The sequence below is a fragment of the Tsukamurella sputi genome, assembly GCF_007858445.1.
Lineage (GTDB): Bacteria > Actinomycetota > Actinomycetes > Mycobacteriales > Mycobacteriaceae > Tsukamurella > Tsukamurella sputi.
This window is the reverse complement of sequence record NZ_VIGV01000004.1, coordinates 460,910-484,661: the sequence shown is the minus strand read 5'-3', so window position 1 is coordinate 484,661 and position 23,752 is coordinate 460,910. Positions and strand designations below refer to the sequence as shown.

General features: G+C 70.3%; 28 protein-coding genes. 16 read left to right on the top strand and 12 right to left on the bottom strand.

Translation table 11 applies throughout. The annotated features are described in order from the left end of the window. Positions 1 to 26: 26 nt before the first annotated feature. Positions 27 to 485 carry a peroxiredoxin gene (locus FK268_RS15315; protein WP_146435525.1) on the bottom strand — a complete coding sequence of 153 codons (459 nt, stop codon included), beginning with the start codon at positions 483 to 485 and terminating at the stop codon, positions 27 to 29. A 22-nt stretch (positions 486 to 507) separates the two neighbouring features. Between FK268_RS15315 and FK268_RS15310 the strand changes: the two genes are divergently transcribed. Both FK268_RS15310 and FK268_RS15305 read left to right on the top strand, forming a co-directional pair. After that, positions 508 to 1,140, top strand: coding sequence for a DUF2461 domain-containing protein (locus FK268_RS15310; RefSeq protein ID WP_146435523.1), 633 nt, complete (start codon positions 508 to 510; stop codon positions 1,138 to 1,140). A gap of 16 nt (positions 1,141 to 1,156) precedes the next feature. Then, on the top strand, positions 1,157 to 1,585 hold the full coding sequence (locus FK268_RS15305) for a YbaN family protein (protein ID WP_146435521.1): 429 nt from the start codon (positions 1,157 to 1,159) through the stop codon (positions 1,583 to 1,585). A 3-nt stretch (positions 1,586 to 1,588) separates the two neighbouring features. Here the strand turns inward: FK268_RS15305 and FK268_RS15300 are convergent, their stop codons facing one another. The 4 genes from FK268_RS15300 to FK268_RS15285 form a co-directional block, all read right to left on the bottom strand. Continuing rightward, complete coding sequence (locus tag FK268_RS15300; protein WP_146435518.1) at positions 1,589 to 1,933, bottom strand: Rv0313 family protein; 345 nt, start codon at positions 1,931 to 1,933, stop codon at positions 1,589 to 1,591. Positions 1,934 to 2,023: 90 nt separating this feature from the next. After that, positions 2,024 to 2,455, bottom strand: coding sequence for a VOC family protein (locus FK268_RS15295; RefSeq protein WP_146435516.1), 432 nt, complete (start codon positions 2,453 to 2,455; stop codon positions 2,024 to 2,026). A gap of 57 nt (positions 2,456 to 2,512) precedes the next feature. Then, a complete protein-coding gene (locus FK268_RS15290; protein ID WP_146435514.1) occupies positions 2,513 to 3,511 on the bottom strand; it encodes an acrylyl-CoA reductase family protein in 999 nt (332 codons plus the stop codon). A 38-nt stretch (positions 3,512 to 3,549) separates the two neighbouring features. After that, positions 3,550 to 4,188, bottom strand: coding sequence for a TetR/AcrR family transcriptional regulator (locus tag FK268_RS15285; protein ID WP_146435513.1), 639 nt, complete (start codon positions 4,186 to 4,188; stop codon positions 3,550 to 3,552). A 71-nt stretch (positions 4,189 to 4,259) separates the two neighbouring features. Between FK268_RS15285 and FK268_RS15280 the strand changes: the two genes are divergently transcribed. Continuing rightward, on the top strand, positions 4,260 to 4,808 hold the full coding sequence (locus FK268_RS15280; RefSeq protein ID WP_146435511.1) for a DUF1453 domain-containing protein: 549 nt from the start codon (positions 4,260 to 4,262) through the stop codon (positions 4,806 to 4,808). Between the two features lie 12 nt (positions 4,809 to 4,820). Here the strand turns inward: FK268_RS15280 and FK268_RS15275 are convergent, their stop codons facing one another. The 3 genes from FK268_RS15275 to FK268_RS15265 form a co-directional block, all read right to left on the bottom strand. Further along, positions 4,821 to 5,264: a YdeI/OmpD-associated family protein gene (locus tag FK268_RS15275; protein WP_146435509.1), complete on the bottom strand. Its 444-nt coding sequence runs from the start codon at positions 5,262 to 5,264 to the stop codon at positions 4,821 to 4,823. Positions 5,265 to 5,313: 49 nt separating this feature from the next. Next, positions 5,314 to 5,649: a VOC family protein gene (locus tag FK268_RS15270; RefSeq protein ID WP_205124485.1), complete on the bottom strand. Its 336-nt coding sequence runs from the start codon at positions 5,647 to 5,649 to the stop codon at positions 5,314 to 5,316. 203 nt (positions 5,650 to 5,852) lie between these two features. Next, the gene (locus FK268_RS15265) at positions 5,853 to 7,337 is read right to left on the bottom strand and encodes an MDR family MFS transporter (protein WP_146435505.1); all 1,485 of its coding nucleotides are present in this window, start codon (positions 7,335 to 7,337) and stop codon (positions 5,853 to 5,855) included. 221 nt (positions 7,338 to 7,558) lie between these two features. Here FK268_RS15265 and FK268_RS15260 point away from each other — a divergent pair, with 221 nt between their 5' ends. Together FK268_RS15260 and FK268_RS15255 are read left to right on the top strand one after the other, a co-directional pair. Beyond that, entirely contained in the window at positions 7,559 to 8,023 is a 465-nt protein-coding gene (locus FK268_RS15260; RefSeq protein WP_231707098.1) for a nitroreductase/quinone reductase family protein, read from the top strand. Between the two features lie 39 nt (positions 8,024 to 8,062). Next, positions 8,063 to 8,671 (top strand): SanA/YdcF family protein, encoded by a 609-nt coding sequence (locus FK268_RS15255; protein WP_231707097.1) that lies wholly within the window; start codon positions 8,063 to 8,065, stop codon positions 8,669 to 8,671. A gap of 15 nt (positions 8,672 to 8,686) precedes the next feature. On the opposite strand, the gene FK268_RS15250 is transcribed toward FK268_RS15255, so the two are convergent. Together FK268_RS15250 and ychF are read right to left on the bottom strand one after the other, a co-directional pair. Continuing rightward, positions 8,687 to 9,061 (bottom strand): hypothetical protein, encoded by a 375-nt coding sequence (locus FK268_RS15250; protein ID WP_146435503.1) that lies wholly within the window; start codon positions 9,059 to 9,061, stop codon positions 8,687 to 8,689. Positions 9,062 to 9,105: 44 nt separating this feature from the next. Further along, positions 9,106 to 10,179 (bottom strand): redox-regulated ATPase YchF, encoded by a 1,074-nt coding sequence (gene ychF, locus FK268_RS15245; protein WP_146435501.1) that lies wholly within the window; start codon positions 10,177 to 10,179, stop codon positions 9,106 to 9,108. 115 nt (positions 10,180 to 10,294) lie between these two features. Between ychF and FK268_RS15240 the strand changes: the two genes are divergently transcribed. The 7 genes from FK268_RS15240 (at position 10,295) to FK268_RS15210 (ending at position 18,706) form a co-directional block, all read left to right on the top strand. Next, entirely contained in the window at positions 10,295 to 12,565 is a 2,271-nt protein-coding gene (locus FK268_RS15240) for a carbon starvation CstA family protein (RefSeq protein WP_146435499.1), read from the top strand. Continuing rightward, positions 12,526 to 12,726: a YbdD/YjiX family protein gene (locus FK268_RS15235; RefSeq protein ID WP_146435497.1), complete on the top strand. Its 201-nt coding sequence runs from the start codon at positions 12,526 to 12,528 to the stop codon at positions 12,724 to 12,726. Before FK268_RS15240 ends, FK268_RS15235 begins: the two co-directional genes overlap by 40 nt. Positions 12,727 to 12,794: 68 nt before the next feature. Then, entirely contained in the window at positions 12,795 to 14,264 is a 1,470-nt protein-coding gene (locus FK268_RS15230) for an Ada metal-binding domain-containing protein (protein WP_146435495.1), read from the top strand. After that, entirely contained in the window at positions 14,261 to 14,770 is a 510-nt protein-coding gene (locus tag FK268_RS15225; RefSeq protein ID WP_146435493.1) for a methylated-DNA--[protein]-cysteine S-methyltransferase, read from the top strand. The genes FK268_RS15230 and FK268_RS15225 overlap by 4 nt, the downstream gene beginning before the upstream one ends. Before the next feature lie 8 nt (positions 14,771 to 14,778). Further along, positions 14,779 to 15,975 carry an AI-2E family transporter gene (locus FK268_RS15220; protein ID WP_146435888.1) on the top strand — a complete coding sequence of 399 codons (1,197 nt, stop codon included), beginning with the start codon at positions 14,779 to 14,781 and terminating at the stop codon, positions 15,973 to 15,975. A 33-nt stretch (positions 15,976 to 16,008) separates the two neighbouring features. After that, positions 16,009 to 17,088: a DNA recombination protein RmuC gene (locus FK268_RS15215; protein ID WP_146435491.1), complete on the top strand. Its 1,080-nt coding sequence runs from the start codon at positions 16,009 to 16,011 to the stop codon at positions 17,086 to 17,088. A 16-nt stretch (positions 17,089 to 17,104) separates the two neighbouring features. Next, complete coding sequence (locus FK268_RS15210) at positions 17,105 to 18,706, top strand: DUF6542 domain-containing protein (RefSeq protein WP_146435489.1); 1,602 nt, start codon at positions 17,105 to 17,107, stop codon at positions 18,704 to 18,706. A 72-nt stretch (positions 18,707 to 18,778) separates the two neighbouring features. On the opposite strand, the gene FK268_RS15205 is transcribed toward FK268_RS15210, so the two are convergent. Beyond that, positions 18,779 to 19,729: a 4-hydroxy-3-methylbut-2-enyl diphosphate reductase gene (locus FK268_RS15205; protein WP_146435487.1), complete on the bottom strand. Its 951-nt coding sequence runs from the start codon at positions 19,727 to 19,729 to the stop codon at positions 18,779 to 18,781. Positions 19,730 to 19,788: 59 nt separating this feature from the next. On the opposite strand from FK268_RS15205, the gene FK268_RS15200 reads away from it, so the two are divergent. Genes FK268_RS15200 through FK268_RS15190 form a run of 3 tightly spaced genes read left to right on the top strand, consistent with a single transcriptional unit; the run spans position 19,789 to position 21,934 of the window. Beyond that, complete coding sequence (locus tag FK268_RS15200; protein WP_158636126.1) at positions 19,789 to 20,454, top strand: lipid droplet-associated protein; 666 nt, start codon at positions 19,789 to 19,791, stop codon at positions 20,452 to 20,454. Beyond that, positions 20,451 to 21,728 carry an exodeoxyribonuclease VII large subunit gene (gene xseA, locus FK268_RS15195; protein ID WP_146435483.1) on the top strand — a complete coding sequence of 426 codons (1,278 nt, stop codon included), beginning with the start codon at positions 20,451 to 20,453 and terminating at the stop codon, positions 21,726 to 21,728. The genes FK268_RS15200 and xseA overlap by 4 nt, the downstream gene beginning before the upstream one ends. Next, positions 21,725 to 21,934: an exodeoxyribonuclease VII small subunit gene (locus FK268_RS15190; RefSeq protein ID WP_068532691.1), complete on the top strand. Its 210-nt coding sequence runs from the start codon at positions 21,725 to 21,727 to the stop codon at positions 21,932 to 21,934. Before xseA ends, FK268_RS15190 begins: the two co-directional genes overlap by 4 nt. A 27-nt stretch (positions 21,935 to 21,961) precedes the next feature. Here FK268_RS15190 and FK268_RS15185 read toward each other — a convergent pair whose 3' ends face one another. After that, complete coding sequence (locus tag FK268_RS15185) at positions 21,962 to 22,570, bottom strand: DUF4245 domain-containing protein (protein ID WP_158636125.1); 609 nt, start codon at positions 22,568 to 22,570, stop codon at positions 21,962 to 21,964. 155 nt (positions 22,571 to 22,725) lie between these two features. Between FK268_RS15185 and glpX the strand changes: the two genes are divergently transcribed. Continuing rightward, positions 22,726 to 23,733: a class II fructose-bisphosphatase gene (glpX, locus tag FK268_RS15180; protein ID WP_146435479.1), complete on the top strand. Its 1,008-nt coding sequence runs from the start codon at positions 22,726 to 22,728 to the stop codon at positions 23,731 to 23,733. Positions 23,734 to 23,752: the final 19 nt, after the last annotated feature.

Here is a 23,752-nt window from a genome sequence, read left to right as displayed (position 1 = left end):
CTCTGCGGCGATCAGTCGGGGGCGGTTCAGCCGCGCAGGGCGGCGAGGGCCCGGTCGGCGTGGACCTGCATGTTCACCTCGGAGGCGATCACATCGGCGACGGTGCCGTCGGTACGGATCGCGAAGGTGGTGCGCTTGGTCGGCATGCCGGCCAGCTTGAGCAAGCCGTCGCGCTTGACCCCGAAGGCCGCCGCGACGGCGCCGTCCTCGTCCGAGAGGAGCGGGTAGTCGAGGCCGTGCTTGGCGGTCCAGTCGGACTGTTTGGCGACGGCGTCGCGGCTGATACCGACCCGCTGCACCCCCGCCTCGGCGAACTCGGCGGCGAGATCGCGGAAGTGGCACGCCTCCTTGGTGCAGCCCGGCGTGAAGGCAGCCGGGTAGAAGAACAGTGCGACGGGGCCGGCGGCGAGCAGGTCGCTCAGCTTCCGCGGCGTGCCGTCCTGATCGGGCAGTTCGAAGTCGGGCGCGGTGTCACCGGGTTTCATGCTCCAAGGCTAGCCTGACGGCATGAGCTTCACCGGATTCCCCGAGGCGGCGCTGGACTTCTACGACGACCTCGAGGCCGACAACTCGAAGGTCTTCTGGGAGGCGCACAAGGACGTCTACAAGACCGCCGTCGCCGCTCCGATGGCCGCGCTGACCGAGGAGCTTGCGGACGAGTTCGGCACCGCCAAGATCTTCCGTCCGTACCGGGACGTGCGCTTCTCCAAGGACAAGACGCCGTACAAGACCCACCAGGGCGCGTTCGTCGCGGTCGGTCCGGCGACGGGCTACTACATCCAGATCGGCGCACCCGGCGTCCGCGTCGGCGCCGGCTTCTACGAAGCGAGCCCCACCCGGCTCGCGGCCTTCCGGAAGGCGATCGACAACGACCTGTACGGGCCCGCACTGGAGCAGATCATCGGCAAGCTGCGACGCAAGGGCTGGGAGATCGGCGGCGAGACGCTCAAGACCTCCCCGCGCGGGTGGGACGCCGATCATCCGAGAATCGAACTGCTGCGACACAAGTCGCTCAGCGCCATGCGGGACTACGGCTTCGAGGAGATCATCCACACACCGAAGCTGGTCCCACAGATCCGCAAGCACTGGCGCGAGACCTCGGCCCTGCTCGACTGGCTCGTGGAGCACGGCGACGCCTGATCCCTACACTGGAGGAATGGCGCAAAAGTCCCGACTGAGATGGATGTGGTGGGTCTGCGCCTACGTCGCGTTGGGGCTCGGCATCGTCGGCGTCGTGGTTCCCCTCATGCCGACCACGGTGTTCATCCTCATCGCGGCGTACTGCGCCGCCCGCGGTTCGGACACACTGCACCGCAAGCTCCTGGAACACCGCGTCTTCGGCCCGATGATCCGGGACTGGCAGGCGACGGGTTCCGTCAGCCGCAAGGCCAAGTACATGGCGATCGGCAGCATGGCCGTGTGTGCGGTGATCCTCTTCCTGGTGACTCCGAAGTGGTGGATAGCGACGATCGGCACCGCGATCATGGCGATCATCGGAACCTGGCTGTGGCTCCGCCCGGAGACCGCGGCCGGTGCGGCCGTCCCGACCACGACGCCGGAGGCGACCGCGGGTCGCGAGGAGTGACGCTCAGTCGTCGAGCGCGCTGACCGCGATCCCGTAGGGCAGGAACCGGACCTTCCTGGTCGCATCGGTGTTGTGCTGGTTGGCACGCAGCGCGTCGATCTCGGTGGCGTAGACCTGCTCGACGCGGGCGCTGCCGTCCTCGGCGTTGGCGATGACCGCCCACACTCCGTCGCCGGTCTCGCCCGCTGTCTCCGGCTCGCGTTTCGCGCGACGGGCTTCGTCGAACAGCCCGGAGAAGGCCTCGCGCCCCGGGCCGCCGACGATGCGCCCGATCATGTCACGGGCCTCGCGGGCCAGGTCGTCGAACTCTCCCGGCCCGAACCCGAAGGGATTCTCGTTGCCTGCCATCACTGACTCCTCGAGCCGTAGGGACCCACTCGTCTCCAGTGTCCACGCCGACTGAGACTTCGGCCACCCCGTTCGTCCAGGGCGAAGCGATCAGTCGAGGCAGAATTCGTTGCCCTCGACGTCGGCCATGGTGAGGCAGGATTCGTTCTCGCCGTCCGCCTCCTGCAGGTAGAGACGCTTCGCTCCGAGCTTCTCCAGCCGGGCACCCTCCGCCTCGAGCGCGGCGAGCCGCTCGGCACCCACCATCCCGGTGCCGACACGCACGTCGAGGTGCACACGGTTCTTGACCGTCTTGCCCTCGGGAACACGTTGGAAGTAGAGACGCGGGCCGACGCCGTTCGGGTCGACGCAGGCGAAGGCGGAGCCGTGCGCCTCGGGCGGCAGGGTCGCCTCGAAGGCGTCCCAGTCGGCGAATCCCGGTGGGGGCGGCGGCACGACGTAGCCCAGCGCCTCGCACCAGAACAGCGCCACGCGCTTCGGGTTCGCGCAATCGAAGGTGACTTGGATCTGCCTGACGGTCATGGGTCGACCGTAGTCAGTCCACAGGTCTGTTCTCGACCTGATTTCGCGATCCGGAGATCACCAGCCGCGGCTGAGGTCGACGACGGCACGGCCCGTGTACTCGCCGGCGCGGAGTGCGTCGACGACGACACGGACCCCGTCGATCCCGATGTCGTTGGCGACGAGGTCGAGGTGGCGCGGGCGCAGGTCCGACTCGATCCGCGCCCACAGAGCCCGGCGCGGCGCGATCGGCATCTGCACCGAATCGATACCCGCGAGCGTGACACCGCGGAGGATGAACGGCATGACCGTGGTCTTCAGGCCCGCGCCGCCGGTCAGGCCGCTGGCCGCGACGACGCCGCCGTAATTGAGAGTGCTGATGACATCGGCGAGGGCTGCGCCGCCCACGCAGTCGACGGCGGCCGCCCAGCGGCTCCGACCGAGAGGCCGGGGCTTGGCGTCGGGGTCGAGCGGCAGGCGGCCGATGACCTCGTGGGCGCCGAGAGCATGCAGGTGGTCGGTGGCGCCGGGCTTGCCCGACGAGGCCACGACCTCGTAGCCGAGGCTCGCGAGCAGGTCGATGGCCGTCGAACCGACGCCGCCGGTGGCGCCGGTGACGACGACGGGACCGTCCGCGGGCACGACGCCGGCATCGACGATGGCCGCGACGCTCATCGCCGCAGTGAATCCGGCGGTGCCGATCGCGGCGGCCTCGCGGGTGCTCAGCGCGGTCAGCTTCACCGCCCACTCGGCCGGGACGACGGCCTGCTCGGCGTATCCGCCGTCGCGGGCCGTACCGATCTCGTAGCCGTGCGCGACGACGCGGTCACCCGCAGCGAACTCGTCGGAGGCGGATTCCAGGACCGTGCCGGCGATGTCGATGCCGGGGACGATCGGGTACTGACGCACCACTCCGCCGCCGGGCGTGAGAGCCAACGCGTCCTTGAAGTTCACGCCGGAGAACTCGACGGCGATCCGCAGGTGACCGGGCTCCAGCGCTGCGGGTTCACGGAGCTCGATGCGGGTGGCGACTGCGTCGTCCGCGAGTTCGGCGAGAAGGGCGCGGTACTGGGTCATCGTGGGTCTCCTGAGGTCTCGGGGGCGACACCGCGATGCTACGTGCGGTCCGCACCGGGCGACCCGAGACGGTCCAGCTGACGCTCGACCACGGAGCGCATCCGCTGCGGCGAATAACGGTCCGGGCGCAGTATCGCGTCGACGGCCAGGCCGTCGATGAGCGCGGCGAGACGCTCCACGTCGGCGTCGAGATCGGCATCATCCCCGTCGGACAGACCGGCAGCACGGGACCGCTCAACGATGACCCGGGTCAGCCCACGTACCGACTCGTGCATGTCGTCGACGATCGGACGCAGGCCGGGTCGGTAGACCGCGGCTGCGCTCAGCGCGAGCCAGGCCGTCACCTCGCGGCGCCGGGTCTCGTCGAGCGGCAGCAACTCGCACAGCAGGTCGACGGTGGCGCGGCGCCGCTCGGCCATGGTGCCCACCTCACCGGCGAGGACCGGTCCGGCGATGGCGAGCACTCGTGCTCCGATCCGATCGGCCAGCCACCGCATCGCGAACTCGATCATCGACGCCTGGCCTTCGAAGTAGTGCCGGACCGAACCGACCGCGAGTCCGGCCTGCGCCGCGACGTTCGCGAGCGTCGCTTTGTCGAGCCCACCCCGTGCGATGGTCTCGATCGCCGCGGCCGCGATCGCGTTCCTGCGCTCGGCGGGGTCGACGACTTTGGGCATGTCTTTTTATAGCACGTCTCTGCTACATTGATTTAGCAGCACCGTGCTAACTCGGCGATGAGAGGACAATCATGACGGACGCCCTGATCGTGGCGGCGATCTTCCTGACCCTGGTGTTGACGACGCAGCTCGGTACGCGCCGGCACACGGTGTTCCTCGCGGTGATGCCCTTCGTCACCAGCGCAGTGATGGGATACCTGGTGCTCGGCAGCGGGCACCACCAGTACGCGTCGGGCGACGGCACGCTGGTCGCGGCTGGTATCGCCTTCGGCGCCGCCTGCGGGCTCGCCCTCAACGCCGTGATGGCTGTGGAACGCGACCCGCGCCGGGGTAGACACCTCGTCACCCGGGCCGGCGTGCCGTACCTCGGGATCTGGCTGGTCGTCCTCCTGGGCCGCTGCGCCTTCATCGCCGCCCTGGAGCATTCGCAGTCCTTCGCCATTCGATTCGGCGGCTTCCTCGAGCGCATCCACGGCAGCGCGGACGGGGTGGCCGCGTTCTTCCTCCTGGCCGCTCTCGCGATGAGCCTCACCAGGGAGATCACGATCCTGGTGCGCGGCAGGCGGATCCCGTTGCCGCAGGGCCGCGGCACGGACCCACTCGTCACAGCGGGACGGTAGACCGCGAACCGCTCAGGCGGTCCCGCGGAGGCCGTCGACCACAGCGGCGACTCGGCGCTCACGCGTCTCGGCCCGCTTCGCGTCCGCGATGCCCCGCGCCGCTTCCTTGCGCCGGGTGTAGCTGAGCGCGTCGAACGCGGGTCGCAGGCCGTGCTCGTCCAGGGCGGCCGCCAGGTCGTCCGGCAGGTCGACGGTGCGCTCGGCACCGTCGAGCTCGATCACGGCCTCGACGGTATCCCCGATCTCGACGCCCAGCTCCTTGCGGGCTGCCTTCGACAGGCCGATCAGGTTGCAGCCACCCATGCCCGCGAGGCGCAGGCGTGCCGACTTGTCGCCGATGACGACCCGCACGGCGGCGCGCTTCCCTCCCCCGAGCTCCTCGACCTGCGCATCGGTCAGCTCAATGGCGGTCGCCGGCCCTACGGGCTCCAACGTGGTTCGTACATGCAGTGCCATGCGTGCCATGATCCTCGCGTTTGTCGTCAGCGACTGCCACGTAGGCGGGTTACGCGGGCGCACCGCCGATCCCGACCTCGTTACCGTCGGGGTCGAGGAAGATCGCCTTGCGGACGCCGTTCTCGTAGACCTCCTCCGAATCCGGCAGCAGGCCACGGTCCGCTGCTGCGGCGAGGAACGACTCGACGTCGTCGAGGAAGAGGGTGACCGCGCAATGCCCGGCATGCCGCGGGAGCAATTCCGCGTAGACGTGGAGGTGCTCGCCCAACGTCCAGACGTGTTCGGTGTCGTTCGGCGCGAACGACTCCACCTCGCCGAAGAGCTTGTCTCCCCATGCGATCGCGCGCCGCAGGTCGGTCACAGCGAGGCGTGCGAACAGATCCATGATCATTCCTTCGGTCGGCGGGTCGACGGTGTCCGGCGCAGCAGGTCCGGGAGCTGCGCAACCGCCTCGGCTTCCGCGAGGCTCACGTCGATGTTCACGAGCGCAAGCAGCCGCAGATGCGCGGCGTCGCCTCGTCGTGCGTGCCGCCGAGGCGGCGCTGTGGGGCGGTGGAGATCAACATGGGCGGATCGTAGGCCGAACCGTCAGTGATGCACCGTGCCGGACGACTGCGCACCGTCGCACTTGGACGGCAGGAGCAGGGCACACGCGACGACTACGACACCCATGAGCGCGGCGGCGCCGAAGGCCCACTGCAGCCCGCCGACGAACGCCTCGGGCTGGGACGAACCGCCCTGGGCCAGGTGCGCCGAACGGTTGGACATCACGACGATCAGCGCGGCGGTGCCGATCGCGCCGGCGACCTGTTGCAGAGTGCCCAGCAGCGACGAGCCGTGCGAGTAGAGGTGCTCGGGCAGGTCACCCAGGCCGACGGTGAAGATCGGCGTGAAGACGGCGGCGAGCGAAACCATGAGCGCGACGTGAATCGCGACGATCAGCGGGTAGGGCGTCGTCGCACCGATGCGGCTGAGCGCGGCGAGCGCCGCCACGATGCCGATCGCGCCGGGGATGACGAGAGGACGTGCACCGACGCGGTCGTAGAGCTTGCCGACCTGCGGGCCGAGTAGGCCCATCGCCAGGCCACCCGGCATCACGAGCAGGCCGGTCTGCAGTTCGGACAGGCCGCGCAGGTCCTGCAGGTACAGCGGCAGCAGGATCATCGAGCCGAGGAAGGCCATGAATCCCGCGGTCATCAGCAGCAGCGAGATCGCGAAGGTGCGGTGGCGGAGGGTACGCAGGTCCAGCAGCGGCATCTCCCGCTGCTGCAGGCGCACCTGGTAGGCGGCGAACGCGGCGATCAGTAGGCCTCCGGCGATCACGGTGAGGACGGGACCGGTCCAGTCACCGGTGCCGATCTCACTCAGGCCGTACACCAGGCTGCCGAAACCGCCCGCCGCGAGCGCCACACTGAGCCAGCTGACCGGCGTGCTCTCGGTCTCGCCGACGTTCTCCAACTGCCGCATCCCGGCGACACCGACGAGCACCGCGATCGGCAGCACGAAGACGAAGATCAGCCGCCACGAGCCGAGGTGCAGGATCATGCCGGACACCGCCGGACCGAGCGCGGGCGCGCACGACATGGCCAGGGTGACCTGCCCCATCACGCGACCGCGGTCGTTTTCGGGGACGACGGTCATCAGCGTGGTCATGAGCAGCGGCATCATCACCGCCGTGCCGCCCGCCTGCACGACGCGCGCTGCCAGGAGCACCTCGAACGTCGGGGCCGCGGCCGCGATCGCCGTGCCGAGACTGAAGGTGGTCATAGCGACGGCGTAGGCCGTGCGGGTACTGACCCGCTGCAGGAACCAGCCGGTGACCGGGATGACCGCGGCCATCGTGAGCATGAAGACGGTGGAGAGCCACTGCGCCGCGCGGGCGTCGACGTGGAAGTCGACCATCAGGCGCGGGATCGCGTTGATCATGATGGTCTCGTTGAGGATCACGACGAACGTGGCCGCGACCAGCAGTTTGATCACCAGCGGCGTGCGCCCGGCCTGCGCTGACCGCTCGTCGGCGGGCGTCGTCAGATCGGTCGGGGGATGGTCCATCTGTTCAGTGTGCGTGGTCATGGTCGATTCCTCGAAGTCGTTTTTCGACGACCGGCGTTCGTCGCCGTCATCTATACGACGAACCTCCGACAGGTTTTTCGACATCCAGGGCCGGCTCCTTCGTGAATCCGGCGTTCTCAGGCCATACGAAGCCAAATTTGGCCTTGTATGCCTGGATTCCGCGGTTTTCACGAGCGCCGCGGCCCTGGCCGGAGCCGGGTGGCCGGGTCTACCGTCGAGGTATGAGCCGGAGCGCGGGAACCGCCAGCACCATGCCGCTGCAGGGCGTCATGAACGCCATGATGCGAACCCTGCTGAAGGCTCCCGGTGTATCGAAGTTCCTCGGTGAGCGCCTACTCACGCTGTACGTGGTGGGGCGGAAGTCCGGCAAGGTCTTCGAGGTGCCGGTCGCGTACACCAAGCACGACGGGAATCTGCTGGTCGGCTCGCCGTTCGCCTGGGGGAAGAACCTGCGCAGCGGTGAACCGATCGATATCCAGCTCGCCGGTCGGCGCAGGACCGCCGACGTGCGGGTGGTCTCCGATGAGGCCGGGGTGATCGAGCTGTACGGCGTGATCGCGGCCGACAACAAGAACTTCGCCTCGTTCAACCACATCGACTTCACCGCAGACGGCTCCCCCGACCCCGACGACCTGCGGCGGGCGTTCGACGGTGGCGCCAGGGTCTTCGTACTCACTCCGCGCTGAAGGCGGTCGGGCGGCCGCGTCGTCGGTACGCTCGGTCCGGTGTTTGCAGTGGTGCGCCGGCTGATCCGGTACGTCGTGATCGTGGTCGTGATCATCGTCGCGGCCTCGACCGTCTGGGTGCAGTGGGCGAGCAGTTCGCGGATCACGTCGGACGGATCACGTCAGTGGGTGATCGTGCTGGGCGATCGGGTGAACGACGGAGAGCCGTCGGTGTACCTGCGCGAGCGCCTCGAGACCGCGCTGACCATTCTGCGGGAGAACCGTGCCCAGCGCGTGCTCGTCTCCGGACATGCGGCGTCGACGAAGGGCGACGAAGTCACCGCGATGCGGAAGTACCTGGTGGACCGCGGTGTCGACGGAAGGGCGATCACCGACGATCGCTTCGGCGTGACGACCTACAACACCTGCGCCCGCGCAGCTTCCGTCTTCGACATCAAGGAGGCCGTCCTCGTGACGCAGGACTTCCACCTGCGCCGTGCCGTCGCGCTGTGCCGCGCGCAGGGCATCGACGCGGTGGGCGCCGAAGCCGGATCCGACGCCGGCGTCTATCTGACGGTGCGCAACTGGGTCCGCGAGGTCGGGCTGTCGCGCCCGAAGGCCGCGCTGGACGCAGTCCGCGATCCGGGACCCGTGTCACGAGAACGATGACGGTAGCCCGATCCGCTAGGCGACCGCTGCGACGAAGCCGTCGGGATCGTCGAGGCTCAAGTAGAGGGAGCGGACCTCGCCCCATCGAGTGCTCATGCGTTGCACGGACTTCGAAGTGACGGGACGGCGGAATTCGAGAATCACGATGCCGTCGCGCGAGGCGTTGACGACCCACAGATCGCCCGCGGAATGGACGCCCCAGGCCAGCGGGCGACGCGCACTCGCCCGCGCCGACATGATGTTCGCCAGTGGCACCTCGAGCCGGAAGGCCCAACCGCACTTGATGCGCAAGAACTCGCCGTCCACGAGGACGCTCGTCCGTCGGGGACCGAGACCCATCGCGGTGGCGATCGGTCGGTACCAGCGGTCGTAACGCATCGCGAACTGCACATTGCGATCATTGCATGCTGCGTCGCTCTGGAGCGCCGGACCGACTACACGTTGAAGCGGAACTCGACCACGTCACCGTCGGACATGACGTAGTCCTTGCCCTCCATGCGGACCTTGCCGGCGGCCTTCGCGGCGGCCATGGTGCCATGGGCGTCGAGGTCGGCGAAGGAGACGATCTCGGCCTTGATGAAGCCCTTCTCGAAGTCGGTGTGGATCACGCCGGCGGCCTTGGGGGCGGTGTCGCCCTTGCGGATCGTCCAGGCGCGCGACTCCTTGGGGCCGGCGGTGAGGTAGGTCTGCAGGCCCAGGGTGTGGAAGCCGGCGCGGGCCAGCGAGTCGAGGCCCGGCTCGTCCTGACCGATGGACTCGAGCATCTCGGCCTGGTCCTCGGGATCGAGCTCCAGCAGCTCGGACTCGATCTTCGCGTCGAGGAAGACGGAATCGGCGGGCGCGACGGCCGCAGCGAGCTCCGCGCGACGCGCAGCATCGGTGAGCACGCCCTCGTCGGCGTTGAAGACGTAAAGGAAGGGCTTCGCCGTCATGAGGTGCAGCTCGCGGATCGGCGCGGTGTCGAAGCCGGCGCTGAACAGGGTCTTGCCGTCGGTCAGCACAGCCTCTGCGGCCTTGACCGCCTCGAGGGTCTCGACCAGCTCCTTGTTCTTGCGGGCCTCCTTCTCGAGCCGGGGCAGCGCCTTCTCGATGGTCTGCAGGTCCGCCAGGATCAGCTCGGTCGCGACGGTCTCGATGTCGGCGAGCGGATCGACCTTGCCGGCCACGTGCACGACGTCCTCGTCGGAGAAGACGCGCACCACCTGGCAGATCGCGTCGGCCTCGCGGATGTTGGAGAGGAACTGGTTGCCCATGCCCTCGCCCTCGGAGGCGCCCTTGACGATGCCGGCGATGTCGACGAAGGACACGGTGGCGGGCAAAATCCGCTCCGAACCGAAGATCTCTGCCAGGCGGTTCAGCCGCGGGTCCGGCAGGTTCACCACGCCGACGTTCGGCTCGATGGTGGCGAACGGGTAGTTCGCCGCCTCCACCTCACTGTTGGTGAGGGCGTTGAACAGGGTGGACTTGCCGACGTTGGGCAGTCCGACGATTCCGAGGGTAAGGCTCACGGGGCCTCATTCTACGTGCCGCGATCCAGCGCGAATCGCCCGCGCCCGCGGCCCGCGGATGGAACGATGACGCTTGCGAACCACCACCGTGGCGCACACATTCCCAGGAGGCCTCGTGTCAGCTCCCACCGCTCCGTCGACCACGGAGACCGACGGCGACATCACTTACGTCCGCACGGACCCGGCACTGCCGCCCGTCGCGGTCATCGACCGCAGCCCGATCACCACCAAGCACAAGGTGATCTTCGGCGTCATCGCGCTCGTCGGCGCCGTCGCCTGGGCGATGATCGCCCTCGCCCGTGGCGAATCGGTGAACGCCGTGTGGTTCGTGCTCGCCGCGATCTGCACCTACGTGGTCGGCTACCGCTTCTACGCCCGCCTCATCGAGCTCAAAGTGGTGCGGCCGCGCGACGATCATGCGACGCCGGCCGAGGTTCTGGAGAACGGCACGGACTACCTGCCGACGGACCGGCGCGTGCTGTTCGGCCACCACTTCGCCGCGATCGCCGGCGCCGGCCCGCTGGTCGGGCCGGTTCTCGCGACGCAGATGGGCTACCTGCCCGGAACGATCTGGATCGTCGTCGGCGCCCTTGTCGCGGGCTGCGTCCAGGACTACCTGGTGCTGTGGGTCGCCACTCGTCGCCGCGGCCGCTCACTCGGCCAGATGATCCGCGACGAGCTGGGACCGGTCGGTGGCGCCGCCGCGATCATCGGCATCGCCGCGATCATGACGATCCTCATCGCCGTGCTCGCCCTGGTCGTGGTGCAGGCCCTGGGGCACAGCCCGTGGGGCGTCTTCTCCATCGCCGCAACCATCCCGATCGCCCTGTTCATGGGCGTGTACCTCCGCTACCTCCGCCCCGGGCGGGTCTCCGAGGTCTCGCTGATCGGCTGCGTGCTGCTGCTCGCCGCGGTGATCGGCGGCCGCTACGTGGGCGAGAGCAGCTGGGGCAAGGACCTGTTCACCCTCACCCCGGTCCAGCTGAGCTGGGCGATCATCATCTACGGCTTCGCCGCGTCGGTACTCCCGGTGTGGCTGCTGCTCGCCCCGCGCGACTATCTCTCGACCTTCATGAAGGTCGGCACTATCGTGCTGCTGGCCGTGGGCATCCTCATCGCACGGCCGCTCATGGAGGCACCGGCGGTCTCGGACTTCGCCACCCGCGGCGACGGCCCCGTCTTCGCCGGATCGCTCTTCCCCTTCCTGTTCATCACCATCGCGTGCGGCGCCCTCTCCGGCTTCCACTCCCTGGTCAGCTCCGGCACCACGCCGAAGCTGCTGGAGAAGGAGGGCCAGATGCGGCTGATCGGCTACGGCGGCATGCTCACCGAGTCCTTCGTCGCGATCATGGCGCTGATCACCGCGTCGATCATCAACCAGCACTTCTACTTCGCCATGAACGCGCCGCTCGCGAAGACGGGCGGCACCGCGGAGACCGCGGCCACCTACGTCAATTCGCTGGGCCTGGGCGGCGACCCCATCACCGGCCAGGAGATCAGCCAGACGGCGAAGGACGTCGGCGAGGAGTCGATCGTCTCCCGCACGGGCGGCGCCCCGACACTCGCCTTCGGCATGTCGGAGGTGCTGCACCAGGTCTTCGGCGGCTCGTCGATGAAGTCCTTCTGGTACCACTTCGCGATCATGTTCGAGGCGCTGTTCATCCTCACCACCGTGGACGCGGGCACCCGCGTGGCCCGCTTCCTGGTCTCGGACGCGCTGAGCAACCTCGGCGGCCCGTTCCAGCGGCTCAAGGACCCCAGCTGGCGCGTCGGCGCCTGGGCGGCCTCGCTCCTCGTCGTCGCGGCGTGGGGCAGCATCCTGCTCATGGGCGTCACCGATCCGCTCGGCGGCATCAACACCCTCTTCCCCCTGTTCGGCATCGCCAACCAGCTGCTCGCCGCGATGGCGCTCACCGTGGTCGTCGTGGTGGTGGTCAAGAAGGGCTACTACAAGTGGGTGTGGATCCCCGCGATACCTCTCGTCTGGGACCTCATCGTCACCATGACCGCGTCGTGGCAGAAGATCTTCAGCTCCGATCCCGCCGTGGGCTACTGGAAGCAGCACAGCAACTTCAAGGCGGCCGCCGAGGCCGGGAAGTCGTCCTTCGGCTCCGCGAAGACGCCCGAGGCGATCGACGCCGTGGTCCGCAACACCTTCATCCAGGGCACGCTGTCGATCGTCTTCGCGATCATGGTGCTCATCGTGGTGGTCATGGGCGCGTGGACCATCTACCGCACGGTGACCGGCAACGGCCGCCCGCTGACCGAGGAGGAGCCGGTGCCCAGCACGCTGTTCGCGCCGAGCGGCCTCATCCCCACCGCAGCCGAGAAGAAGGTGCAGGAGCAATGGGACGCACTGGGCACGGCCCGATCATCCGGGCACTGAAGGCGATCCGCTGGTACGTGGGCTCGGTCATGGGCGACAACCACTACCAGCGGTACGTCGAGCACCGTCGCGCCACGCATCCGGGCGAGCCGGTGATGACCGAGCGGGAGTACTGGAGGGCCAGGCACGACGGGGCGACGGTGAACGTCCGCTGCTGCTGACCAGCTGCGGCACGGTGGTGTCCGAAAGCCGCTAGCGCCGGGCTGCTGGTGGTGTCAGAGTCGAAGGCGTGACCAGCAGCTCGCCCCACCTCGACTTCGACCGGTGCTACCGGGCCATCGCCGGCCGGGATCCCCGGTTCGACGGCCAGTTCTACACCGCCGTCGCCACCACCGGGATCTACTGTCGCCCGTCCTGCCCGGCGACCACGCCCAAGGCGGAGAACGTGAGCTTCCACCTCACCGCCGCCGCGGCGCAGGCCGCCGGGTACCGGGCGTGCCGGCGCTGCCTCCCGGACGCCGTCCCCGGCTCGCCCCGGTGGAACCTGGAATCCGATCTCGCCGCTCGGGCCATGCGCCTCATCGCCGACGGGGTGGTGGACCGGGCCGGCGTGACCGGTCTCGCCGAGCGGCTGGGCTACAGTTCCCGCCAGCTCACCCGCGTCCTCACCGCCGAACTCGGCGCCGGTCCCCTCGCCCTGGCGCGGGCGCACCGGGCCACGACCGCGCGGATCCTCATCACCGGCACACCGATGCCCTTCTCCGACATCGCCTTCGCGGCCGGATTCACGTCGATCCGGCAGTTCAACGACACGATCCGGGAGGTCTTCGCGCGCACCCCGTCGGAGCTGCGCGCCCAGCGCGGCCCGGATCCGGCCGCGTCGACCGGGGAGCTGAGCCTGCGGCTCGCGCTGCGCGGCCCGTACGCCACCGGCTGGGTTCGCTGGTTCCTCGGGGCGCACGCCGTCGACCGTCTCGAGCACACCGACGGTGACCGCTACACCCGCGTCCTGACCCTGCCGGGCGGCAACGGGATCGCGACCGTCGACCTGGGCTCCGCGCCCGAGGGGTACGTGCGGGCCTCGCTCTCGCTCGCCGCGATGAGCGATCTGTCGACCGCGGTGACCCGGCTGCGACACCTGCTCGACCTCGACGCCGACCCCACCGCCGTGGACGACGGGCTCGCGGCGGACCCGCAGCTCGCGCCGCTCGTCGCGAACACGCCCGGCATCCGGCTGTTCGGCTGCGTCGACCCCGCGGAGCTGCTCCTGCGCACCATGATCGGGCAGCAGATCTCCATCGCCGCGGCCGCCACGCACCAGAGCAGGCTCGTCGCCGCGCTCGGCGCGGAGGTCGACGATCCGGCGGGCCGCGTGGACCGCGCGTTCCCCACCCCGGCGGTCGTCGCAGAACGCGGCGGCGAGGTGCTCACCGGACCGAGGAGCAGGATCGCCGCGATCCTCGGCGCCGCCGCCGAGCTCGCCGACGGGCGCCTCGTCCTGCACGCCGGGATGACCCGCGCGGAGGCCCGTGCGGAGCTCCTGCGGCTCAAGGGCGTCGGGCCGTGGACGGCCGACTACGTCGCGATGCGGCTGCTTGCCGACCCCGATACGCTCCTCGCCTCCGACCTCGTGGTGGCGAAGGGGGCGGAGCTGCTCGGGCTCGACATCACCACCAACCGCTGGAGCCCGTGGGGCAGCTACGTCTGCCTGCACCTGTGGAACCACTCGCTCACCACCGACCGGAGGATCGCCTCGTGACCGCCCATTACTCCACCCTCGACACCCCCGTCGGGCCGTTCACCGCCGTCGTCGACGCCGACGGTGCCGTGCTCGCCTCCGGCTGGACCGCGGATCTCGGCACCCTGCTGCCGGTGATCCACTCCGCGCTGCGGCCCGTGGCGGTCGAGGAGCGCACGGACCTCGGCGCCGTCAGCCGGGCGATCACCGACTTCCACGCCGGCGACGTCGCCGCGATCGACCACATCGCGGTCCGGCAGCGGTCCGGCGCCTTCATCGAGCACGCCTGGGACGTGCTGCGCACCGTCGAACCCGGTAAGCCCGTCACGTACACGGAGTACGCCGACCTGTCCGGGCGCCCGGCGGCCGTGCGGGCCGCCGCCATGGCGTGCGCCCGGAACGCGGCGGCACTGTTCGTCCCCTGCCACCGCGTGCTGCGGCTGGACGGCTCGCTCGGCGGGTTCCGGTGGGGACTCGCCGTCAAGGAGTGGCTGTTGACGCACGAGGCACATACGATCGCGTCGTGAGCGATGAGATGACGAACCCGCCGGCGGGCAAGAAGACCCGCAGCGAGGTCTACGGCGAGGCCGGTAGGTGGCTCGCCACCTGGAGCTGGCGGACCGTCGCGGTCGCGGCGATGCTGTTCGTGGTCACCTGGCTGATCGGCGAGTTCTGGTCGATCCTGCTGCCCGTGCTGCTGGCCATCCTGCTGTGCACCGTGCTGTGGCCGCCCGTGCGCTGGCTGCGCTCCAAGGGCCTGCCGCCCGCGATCGCGACCGCCCTCGTGCTGCTGCTGTCATTGGGAGTCCTCGGCGGGATCATCGGCGCCATCGCACCGTCGATCGGCGGGCAGTCGAAGGAGATCGCCGACCGTGCCGTCGAAGGCGTCGGCAAGGTGCAGAAGTGGGCGCAGGGCCCGCCGCTGAACCTGCAGGACGAGCAGATCAGCAAGTTCGTCACGTCGATCACCAAGAAGCTGCAGGAGAGCGCCGAGACGATCGCGTCGGGCGTCTTCACCGGTGTCAGCGCGGCGGGGTCCTTCGTCGTGGCGATCGTGATGGTCGCGATGCTGACCTTCTTCTTCCTCAAAGACGGCGACAAATTCATGCCGTGGCTCAAGCGGCACTCCGGCACGCCCGTCTCGGAGCACTTCGCCGAGCTGCTGAGCCGCATCTGGGCCACCCTCGGCGGCTTCATCCGCACCCAGGCCGTGGTGAGTTTCATCGACGCGCTGTTCATCGGCCTCGGCCTGGTGATCCTGCAGGTGCCGCTCGCCGGCGCGCTGGCCGTGATCACCTTCCTCGGCGGCTTCATCCCCATCGTCGGTGCCTTCGTGGCGGGCGCGCTCGCGGTCATCGTCGCGCTGGTGACGAACGGCTTCGGCACGGCGCTCGCAGTGCTCGCCGTGGTCATCGCCGTGCAGCAGCTCGAGGGCAACGTGCTCTCCCCGATCCTGCAGTCGCGCTCGATGCAGCTGCACCCCGCGATCGTGCTGCTCGCCATCGCCTTCGGCGGCACCCAGTTCGGGATCATCGGCGCTTTCCTCGCGGTGCCGGTCGCCGCCGCGCTCGCGGTGCTCTTCCGCTACCTCGGCGAGCTCATCGACGAGGAGACCGGCGAAACGCCGCCGCCGGACGACGAACCGAAGCCGAGCTTCTGGGACAGGTTCCGCCGCACGTCGGCACCTGCGACGACGCCGGAGCCCGCGAAGGACGCCCCGGCCGACGCCTGAAAACTTGTCGGTGCGGGCCGCCATGCTGGCGGCATGGATCTCTCGCATCTGATCATCGCGCTGCTGGCGCTCCTGGTCGGCGTCGCCGTGGGGATCATCCTGGCCCGGGTGCTGCCCGCGCAGTCCGGCCGGGCCGATGGCTCCTCCCCGGACGCCGTAGCAGCCCCGGTGAACGCGCTCCTCGCGCCGCTGCGGCAGACGCTGGACGCGCTGGGACACGAGTTCGCAGTCGCCGAACGCAGCCGGGTCGCCGCGTTCGCGGGACTCCGGGAACAGATCGGCACCGTCGCGCGGACGAGCGAGGCGTTGCGCGCCGAGACCGCCACCCTGCGCTCGGCCATGAAGTCGTCCAGCGTCCGTGGCCGCTGGGGCGAGCTGCAGTTGGAGCGAGTGGTCGAGCTGGCGGGGCTGAGCCGGCACTGCGATTTCTCCACCCAGCGGGGCGGCGTCGTCGGCGAGGCGAGGGTGCGGCCGGACCTGGTGGTCCACCTCGCAGGGGGCCGCGACCTGGCGGTCGATGCGAAGGTCCCGCTCGACGCCTACCTGCAGCTGTTGGAGGCACCACCCGCGGAACACGCCGCCCTGCTCTCCGATCACGCCCGCAGGTTCCGCTCGCACGTCGTGCAGCTCGCGGGCAAGCGGTACTGGGAGGCAGTCGGCTCACCCGAGCTGGTCGTGATGTTCGTGCCCGCGGAGGCCTTCCTCGACGCGGCGCTACAGGCCGATCCCGAGCTGCTCGAGTTCGCACTCGACCGGAATGTGGTGCTCGCCACACCCACCACCCTCGTCGCGATGCTGCGCGCCGTCGCACTCACCTGGCGCCAGCACGCCCTCGGGGAGGACGCGGAACGCATCCACGCGCTCGGCCGCGAACTGAACGAGCGGTTCGACGTCCTGAACAGTCACTTCTCGTCGCTGGGTACGGCGCTGGGCAAGACGGTCGAGGCGTTCAACGCCACCGTCGGCTCCTACAACTCGCGCGTGGGCGTGACGGCGCGCCGCCTGTCCGATCTCGATTCCATGCCCGACGGCTCCCGCAACGCCCCGCTCGAGCTCGATCGGACGCCGCGACCTGTTCCCACGACGGCAGATTCTCGGTTCTCACAGTGTTAACCGGTACGGTTCACCTGTGTCGAAGTTCCAACCGTCCCGCTCCCAGGTACCGGTCGACGAGCGTTCCGTGCTCGCGACCGTCCCTGGCTTGCCGTGGTGGGGCGCGGTCCTGACCATGCTGGCGTTCACCGCGGTGGGCGCTTTCGCATCGGGCGAGTTCGCCGGCGCGAACGCCGGAGTGATCGCGATGGCCGTCGGCGCCGTCGTAGCGGTGCTGGCCGTGCGCAACCGCGCACTGTTCACCGCCATGGTGCAGCCGCCCCTGGTCATCGCGACCGCGATCCCGCTGTACCGGTGGTTCAACCTGCCCAGCCCGCGCAAGACCAGCCAGATCCTCACCGACGTGCTGTTCCCGATGATCTCCCTGTTCCCATGGATGTTCTGGACCACGGTCGCCGTCCTGGTGATCGGCGGCGTGAGGCTGCTGCAGTACCGCGCGCTCACCGCCAACGCCCGGAGCGCTCAGCGCGGCGCCTCGTCGAGCAGTACGAAGAGCGCCGCGGCCAAGCCGGGCACGGCGAAGACCGGTGCGAAAGCCGGAAACGCGAAGACCGCGGTCCCGACCCCCGCCGCCGCGGCCGCCACTGCGACCGCGGAGAAGAAGCCCCTCGAATCCGCCGGGCTCCCGATCGGCGAACGGATCCGCGCCGCGTTCGCACGCCTGCGCCCCGCTCCCGCCGCGGCGGGTGCAGGCGCTGCCGCGCTGGTCGCCGACGGTGCCGTCCGCTCCGAGCGCCATCAGAACCGGTCCTCGCAGCACCGTTCGAGCCGAGCCGTCCGCGATCGCGCGGACCGCCGCGAGACCACGCGATCCGAATCCGACGCCCCCGTGCGGGGTCGCAGCTCGGCCGCACGCCGGGATACTCCCCGCCGTGACGAAGCGCGTCGCGACCCCCGCCGGCGGGGCGACGAGCTGCGCCGCGATTCCGCACCCCGCCCCGCGCGGACCCGCGAGGAGATCGCCGCGCGCGATGCGAGCGCTCCGGCCACCCAGATCAACCGCGTGGTCCGGCCCGACTCGGGGCAGCACCCCCGGCCCCCGATGCCCCGACGCCCCGTCGACGACGATCCCCGGGGCGTGCCGCGCGGCGCCCGGCCCCGTCCGGCGGTCGCCCAGGGCGATCGCCCGCGGCCCGGCCCGCACGACTCGCGCGAGCTCCGGCACGACGACGAGCGGCGCCGGATCTCGGAGCCGCAACCGCGCTGGCGCACCACGCGCGACCCCGAGGGCCGGCCCGCGGGCCGAGGGCCGGCTCCCGCCGATGCGCGCGACTACCGGCGCGAGGCGCGCGACATCGACCGCGCCCGTAGTGCCGAGGCCGTGCCGCCGCGCGTGGCGCGCGATCGCCCGCGGATCCCCCGCGACGACTTCGCCTCGCTCCCCCGCATCTCCGGCAGCCGCGCGGCACAGCCCGACCTGCCGAGCCTCACCGGCGACACCGAGCGACCCGCGCGGCGGGGCGAGACCCCGTCGAGCCCGGGACGCTACGAGCACTACCGTCCGCCGCGCTACCGGCCGCAGAGCGAGGACACGGCCGTGGAGACCAACTTCCGCGACGACTTCGTCGAGCCCGCGGAGGAGCCCCGGCAGATCCGTCGGCACCGCTACAAGGACTGACGCACGCACCGACGAACGATGCCCCCGGGAAATCCGATCCCGGGGGCATCCGTTCGTTCGCGTGGCGGGGCGTCAGGCCTTGGCGCGGGGACGCAGCTCGCGCGGCAGAGCGAAGACGAGGGTCTCGTTCGCGGTGGTGACCGTCTGCACGTCGTGGAAGCCCTCGCCGTCGAGGTACTCCACGACGCCCTTGACGAGGATCTCCGGGACCGAGGCACCGGACGTGATGCCCACCGTCTGCACGCCCTCGAGCCAGGCGGGGTCGATCTCGCGGGCGAAGTCGATCAGGTGCGCGGCGCGGGCACCGGCCTGCAGCGCCACCTCGACGAGCCGCACCGAGTTCGACGAGTTCCGCGACCCCACGACGATCACCAGATCGCACTCGGGTGCCATGGCCTTCACCGCGACCTGACGGTTCTGGGTGGCGTAGCAGATGTCGTCGCTGGGCGGATCCTGCAGTTTGGGGAACTTCTCCCGCAGCCGGCGGACCGTCTCCATCGTCTCGTCCACCGACAGCGTGGTCTGCGAGAGCCAGACCAGCTTGTCCTCGTCGCGCACGGTGACGTTGTCAACGGCCTCGGGACCGTCGACCAGCTGCACGTGCTGCGGCGCCTCGCCGGCCGTGCCCTCGACCTCCTCGTGCCCCTCGTGGCCGATGAGCAGGATGTCGAAATCGTCGCGCGCGAAGCGCTTGGCCTCCTGGTGCACCTTGGTGACCAGCGGGCAGGTCGCGTCGATGGTGCGCAGGCTGCGCTGCGCCGCGCCCTCGTGCACCGCCGGCGAGACGCCGTGGGCCGAGAACACCAGCAGCGAGCCCTCGGGCACCTCGTCGGTCTCATCGACGAAGATCACGCCCTTGTCCTGCAGCGTCTCGACGACGTGGCGGTTGTGCACGATCTCCTTGCGCACGTACACCGGCGCACCGTGCTTCTCGAGCGCCTTCTCGACGGTCTCCACCGCTCGATCGACGCCGGCACAGTAGCCGCGCGGCTCGGCCAACAGGACGCGCTTGCCAGAAGTCATGCCTCCAGGCTACGGCACCTGACGGTGTGCCGGTGGGCGCGATGAGGCACCCTGGACACATGAGCCGTTTACCGTTCGTGGTCCGCGTCGCCGTCGGGGCCGTCGCCCTCGCCGCCGAGAAGGGCCAGGAGATCGTGACGGGCGCCGTGAGCGCCCCGCTCACGTTGGGCAGCAAGTCCGCGCAGGCGTTCATCCACGTCCAGCAGGACCTCGCCGACCTCGCCGTCCGCGGCGACCGCGCGATCGAGACCGTCTTCCCCGCCAAGGAGGAGGAGCAGGCCGCGTGGGCCACCTTCGACGACGACGAGGACGTCGACGTGGACCTTCCCACCCCGCCCGCCCGCACGGCCTTCGGGGAGGTGCGGCCCGCCACCCCGCCCGCGGCCGCGCAGGAACCGGAGCCCGAGCACGTGTCCGGCCGGGTCGAGGCCGGGACGGTCGCCACGGCCGCGGAGCCGGAGCAGGCACCCGCGGGGGCCGGACGGTACGCGCTCTACAGCTCCCCCGCCGCGGCACCGTCGAACGGGCCCACGCCCGCCGAGACGCCCGACGACCTGCCCGCCGCAGCACAGCGCATCGATTACCCGGAGCTCACGCTCGCGCAGCTCCGGGGCCGGCTGCCGGGCCTGACCACCCCCGAGGTGGAGTCGCTCGTCGAGTACGAGCGCGGCCACAAGGCGCGGCCGCCGTTCCTCACGATGCTCGAGAACCGCATCACCAAGTGACCGCACCCGCTTCCGGATCCGGCGGGCCGTCCAGCGCCGAACACCCGTGGCCCGTGCGCGTGGTCTCGATGAAGATCGCGCAGTGGATCGACCGGCTCGGCGAGGTCTGGGTCGAGGGCCAGATCACGCAGCTCAACCGTCGCGGTGGGGGCACGGCCTTCCTCACCCTGCGCGACCCGTCGGCGAACGTCTCCCTGCAGGTCACCTGCCTGCCGGCGGTGCTCGACCGCTCCGAGGTGCCGCTGAACGAGGGCACCCAGGTGATCGTCCGCGGCAAGTTCACCTACTGGGCCGGGCGCGGCAGCCTGTCCCTGCGGATCACCGAGATCCGCGCGGTCGGCGTGGGCGAGCTGCTCGCCCGCATCGAGCGACTGCGGCAGCTGCTGCACGCCGAGGGCCTGTTCGACGAGCGGCTCAAGCGACCCCTGCCCTTCCTGCCGCGCACCGTCGGCCTGGTGACGGCCCGCGCCAGCGCCGCCGAGCGCGACGTGCGCTCCATCGCCGAGGGCCGCTGGCCCGACGTGCGTATCCGCGCCGAGTACGCCACCGTGCAGGGTCCGACGGCCGTCCCGCAGCTGGTCGCGGCCCTGCGCGCACTCGACGCCGACCCCGAGGTCGACGTGATCATCATGGCCCGCGGCGGCGGCAGCGTGGAGGATCTGCTGCCCTTCTCCGACGAGACCCTGTGCCGGGCCGTGCACGCGGCCCGCACGCCGATCGTCTCCGCGATCGGGCACGAGCCCGACAACCCCCTGTGCGACTTCGCCGCCGACGTGCGCGCCGCGACGCCCACCGACGCCGCGAAGCGCGTGGTGCCCGACGTGGTGGCCGAGCTCGAACGCATCGCGGAGCTGCGCCAGCGGGCGGCGAGCGCCCTGCGCGGCTGGGTCGCCCGGGAGGCTCACACCCTGGAGGCGCTCCGCTCGCGTCCCGTCTTCGCGCATCCGCTGCGCCTCGTCGACGACCGCGCCGAGCAGGTCGAACGGCTGCTGCGCGATGTCCGGCGGGACGTGCGGCGCACCGTCGAACGCGAGTCCGACGGGGTGCGGCACCTGGCCGCGCGCCTGACCTCGCTGGGCCCCGCGGCGACGATGGCCCGCGGCTACGCCGTGGTGCAGAAGGTCACGCCCGACGGCGAGAACCCGGTGGTCCGCAGCATCGACGACCTGGCACCCGGCTCCCAGCTGCGGGTCCGCGTGCCGGACGGTGCGGCGAATGCCGCGGTGATGGGCGTGAAGAAGATCTCCGTACGAACCGAGGAAGTGCAACGATGAGCGACGAGACACCGGTGGCCGAACTCGGTTACGAGCAGGCCCGCGACGAGCTCGCCGTGGTGGTGAAGCTGCTCGAGCAGGGCGGCATCGACCTGGACGAGTCGCTGAATCTGTGGGAGCGGGGCGAGGCCCTCGCCAAGCGCTGTGAGGAACATCTCGCCGGGGCACGCGAGCGGATCGAGAAGGCGATCGCCGCCGAGGAGTGACGCACTCCCCGGCCGGTGGACGGCCCGCTACTTGCCGGGGACCGGCGCGCCGCTCTTCGGCAGCGGCTCCTGCGACTGCACAGCGGCGGCCAGCTCCGTGAACCGCGGCACGGTACCCCCGCCGAAGACGACGAGGACGGCACCGTCGAGCTGGAGCACCCAGGCGCTGCGGTTCTTGTCGTTCGGCCCGTAGACCTGCCACGTCCGGCCCTCCACGGGCACCTCGCCCGAGGGCTTCGTCCGCGCGCCGTAGACCGCTTCGACCACCACGTCCAGGGGGGCGCCCGACTGCGAGAGCTGCAGCGAGTTCTTCTCGGGCGTCACGTAATTCACCGAGAAGACTTTGCCGCCGGAGACGTCGTCGTCGCGCGTGGCGGTCGCCTTCCAGCCCTCGGGCACCCCGTCGACCACACCTGCGCCGGCCGGGATCCGCACCGGGAAGCCGAGCGTGTCCGCCGACACCTGGAAGACGCCCTTGGGGTTGATCGGCGGAACCGTCTCGTCCTTCGGGTCGGCGCCGAAGCCGAACTTGAAGTTGCCCGAGGCGAACAGCACGATCAGGCACAGCACCAGCAGGGGCACCATCGTGAGCACCAGGTCGCGACGGCTCTGCAGGATCCGGGGTTTCTCAGCCACGACGTCCAGTATCCCGGGAGTGCCGCCCGCCGGTGGAGGCGGGCATGCCCGACGGTGCCGTCGCCCGACCGGCCCCGTCGCCGGCCGGTACGGCATGGAAGAATCGGTCGAGGCCCACCGCGCCCACCCGCGCGCATCGAGATCCGGAGGAATCCATGTCCGATACCCACGCTGAGAAGAACCCCATCGCACCGGACCGGAATCTCGCCATGGAGCTGGTCCGCGTGACCGAGGCGGGTGCGCTCGCCGCCGGCCGCTGGGTGGGTCGCGGACAGAAGGAGTCGGGCGACGGTGCCGCGGTCGACGCGATGCGCCAGTTGGTCTCGACGGTGTCGATGAGCGGCGTGGTCGTGATCGGCGAGGGCGAGAAGGACGAGGCGCCCATGCTCTACAACGGCGAAGAGGTGGGCAACGGCTTCGGCCCCTCGACCGACGTCGCCGTGGACCCCGTCGACGGCACGACGCTGATGGCCAAGGGCATGCCCGGCTCGATCGCGGTGCTCGCGGTCGCCGAGCGCGGCGCCATGTACGACCCGTCGGCCGTCTTCTACATGAACAAGATCGCCGTGGGCCCCGAGGCCGCCGGCGTCATCGACATCCAGGCGCCGATCGCGGACAACATCGCCAAGGTGGCTAAGGCCAAGGGCATCAAGGTCACCGACGTCACGCTGACCGTGCTCGACCGGCCCCGGCACGAGCAGCTCATCGCCGACATCCGTGCGACCGGCGCCATCGTGCGCCTCATCTCCGACGGTGACGTGGCCGGCGCCATCGCCGCCGCGCGTCCCGAGGCCAAGACCGACATCCTCGTCGGCATCGGCGGTACCCCGGAGGGCATCATCGCCGCCGCCGCGCTGCGCTGCATGGGCGGCGAGATCCAGGGCACGCTGGCACCGTCGAACGACGTGGAGAAGCAGCGGCTCGCCGACCTGGGCATCGATCCGAACGAGGTGCTCGGCACCACCGATCTGGTGCGCGGAGACCACGTCTACTTCGCCGCGACCGGCGTGACCGACGGTGACCTGCTGCGCGGCGTGAAGTACCGCGCCGACGGCGCCACCACGCAGTCGATCGTCATGCGCAGCAAGTCGGGCACCGTCCGCACGATCGACGCGACGCACCGTCTGACCAAGCTCAAGACGTACGCGCAGATCTTCGACTGAGCGCTCGTGCGCACGGCGC

Coding starts and splice junctions, on each gene's coding strand:
- FK268_RS15270 (WP_205124485.1), bottom strand. CDS start 5,649: ATGGATCTGTTCGCACGCCTCGCTGTGACCGACCTGCGGCGCGCGATC.
- FK268_RS15285 (WP_146435513.1), bottom strand. CDS start 4,188: ATGCCCAAAGTCGTCGACCCCGCCGAGCGCAGGAACGCGATCGCGGCC.
- FK268_RS15315 (WP_146435525.1), bottom strand. CDS start 485: ATGAAACCCGGTGACACCGCGCCCGACTTCGAACTGCCCGATCAGGAC.
- FK268_RS15235 (WP_146435497.1), top strand. CDS start 12,526: ATGGGACGCACTGGGCACGGCCCGATCATCCGGGCACTGAAGGCGATC.
- FK268_RS15305 (WP_146435521.1), top strand. CDS start 1,157: ATGGCGCAAAAGTCCCGACTGAGATGGATGTGGTGGGTCTGCGCCTAC.
- FK268_RS15205 (WP_146435487.1), bottom strand. CDS start 19,729: ATGACTTCTGGCAAGCGCGTCCTGTTGGCCGAGCCGCGCGGCTACTGT.
- FK268_RS15275 (WP_146435509.1), bottom strand. CDS start 5,264: ATGGCACTGCATGTACGAACCACGTTGGAGCCCGTAGGGCCGGCGACC.
- FK268_RS15220 (WP_146435888.1), top strand. CDS start 14,779: ATGACGAACCCGCCGGCGGGCAAGAAGACCCGCAGCGAGGTCTACGGC.
- glpX (WP_146435479.1), top strand. CDS start 22,726: ATGTCCGATACCCACGCTGAGAAGAACCCCATCGCACCGGACCGGAAT.
- FK268_RS15190 (WP_068532691.1), top strand. CDS start 21,725: ATGAGCGACGAGACACCGGTGGCCGAACTCGGTTACGAGCAGGCCCGC.
- FK268_RS15300 (WP_146435518.1), bottom strand. CDS start 1,933: ATGGCAGGCAACGAGAATCCCTTCGGGTTCGGGCCGGGAGAGTTCGAC.
- FK268_RS15295 (WP_146435516.1), bottom strand. CDS start 2,455: ATGACCGTCAGGCAGATCCAAGTCACCTTCGATTGCGCGAACCCGAAG.
- FK268_RS15310 (WP_146435523.1), top strand. CDS start 508: ATGAGCTTCACCGGATTCCCCGAGGCGGCGCTGGACTTCTACGACGAC.
- FK268_RS15280 (WP_146435511.1), top strand. CDS start 4,260: ATGACGGACGCCCTGATCGTGGCGGCGATCTTCCTGACCCTGGTGTTG.
- FK268_RS15290 (WP_146435514.1), bottom strand. CDS start 3,511: ATGACCCAGTACCGCGCCCTTCTCGCCGAACTCGCGGACGACGCAGTC.
- FK268_RS15200 (WP_158636126.1), top strand. CDS start 19,789: ATGAGCCGTTTACCGTTCGTGGTCCGCGTCGCCGTCGGGGCCGTCGCC.
- FK268_RS15215 (WP_146435491.1), top strand. CDS start 16,009: ATGGATCTCTCGCATCTGATCATCGCGCTGCTGGCGCTCCTGGTCGGC.
- FK268_RS15260 (WP_231707098.1), top strand. CDS start 7,559: ATGAGCCGGAGCGCGGGAACCGCCAGCACCATGCCGCTGCAGGGCGTC.
- FK268_RS15265 (WP_146435505.1), bottom strand. CDS start 7,337: ATGACCACGCACACTGAACAGATGGACCATCCCCCGACCGATCTGACG.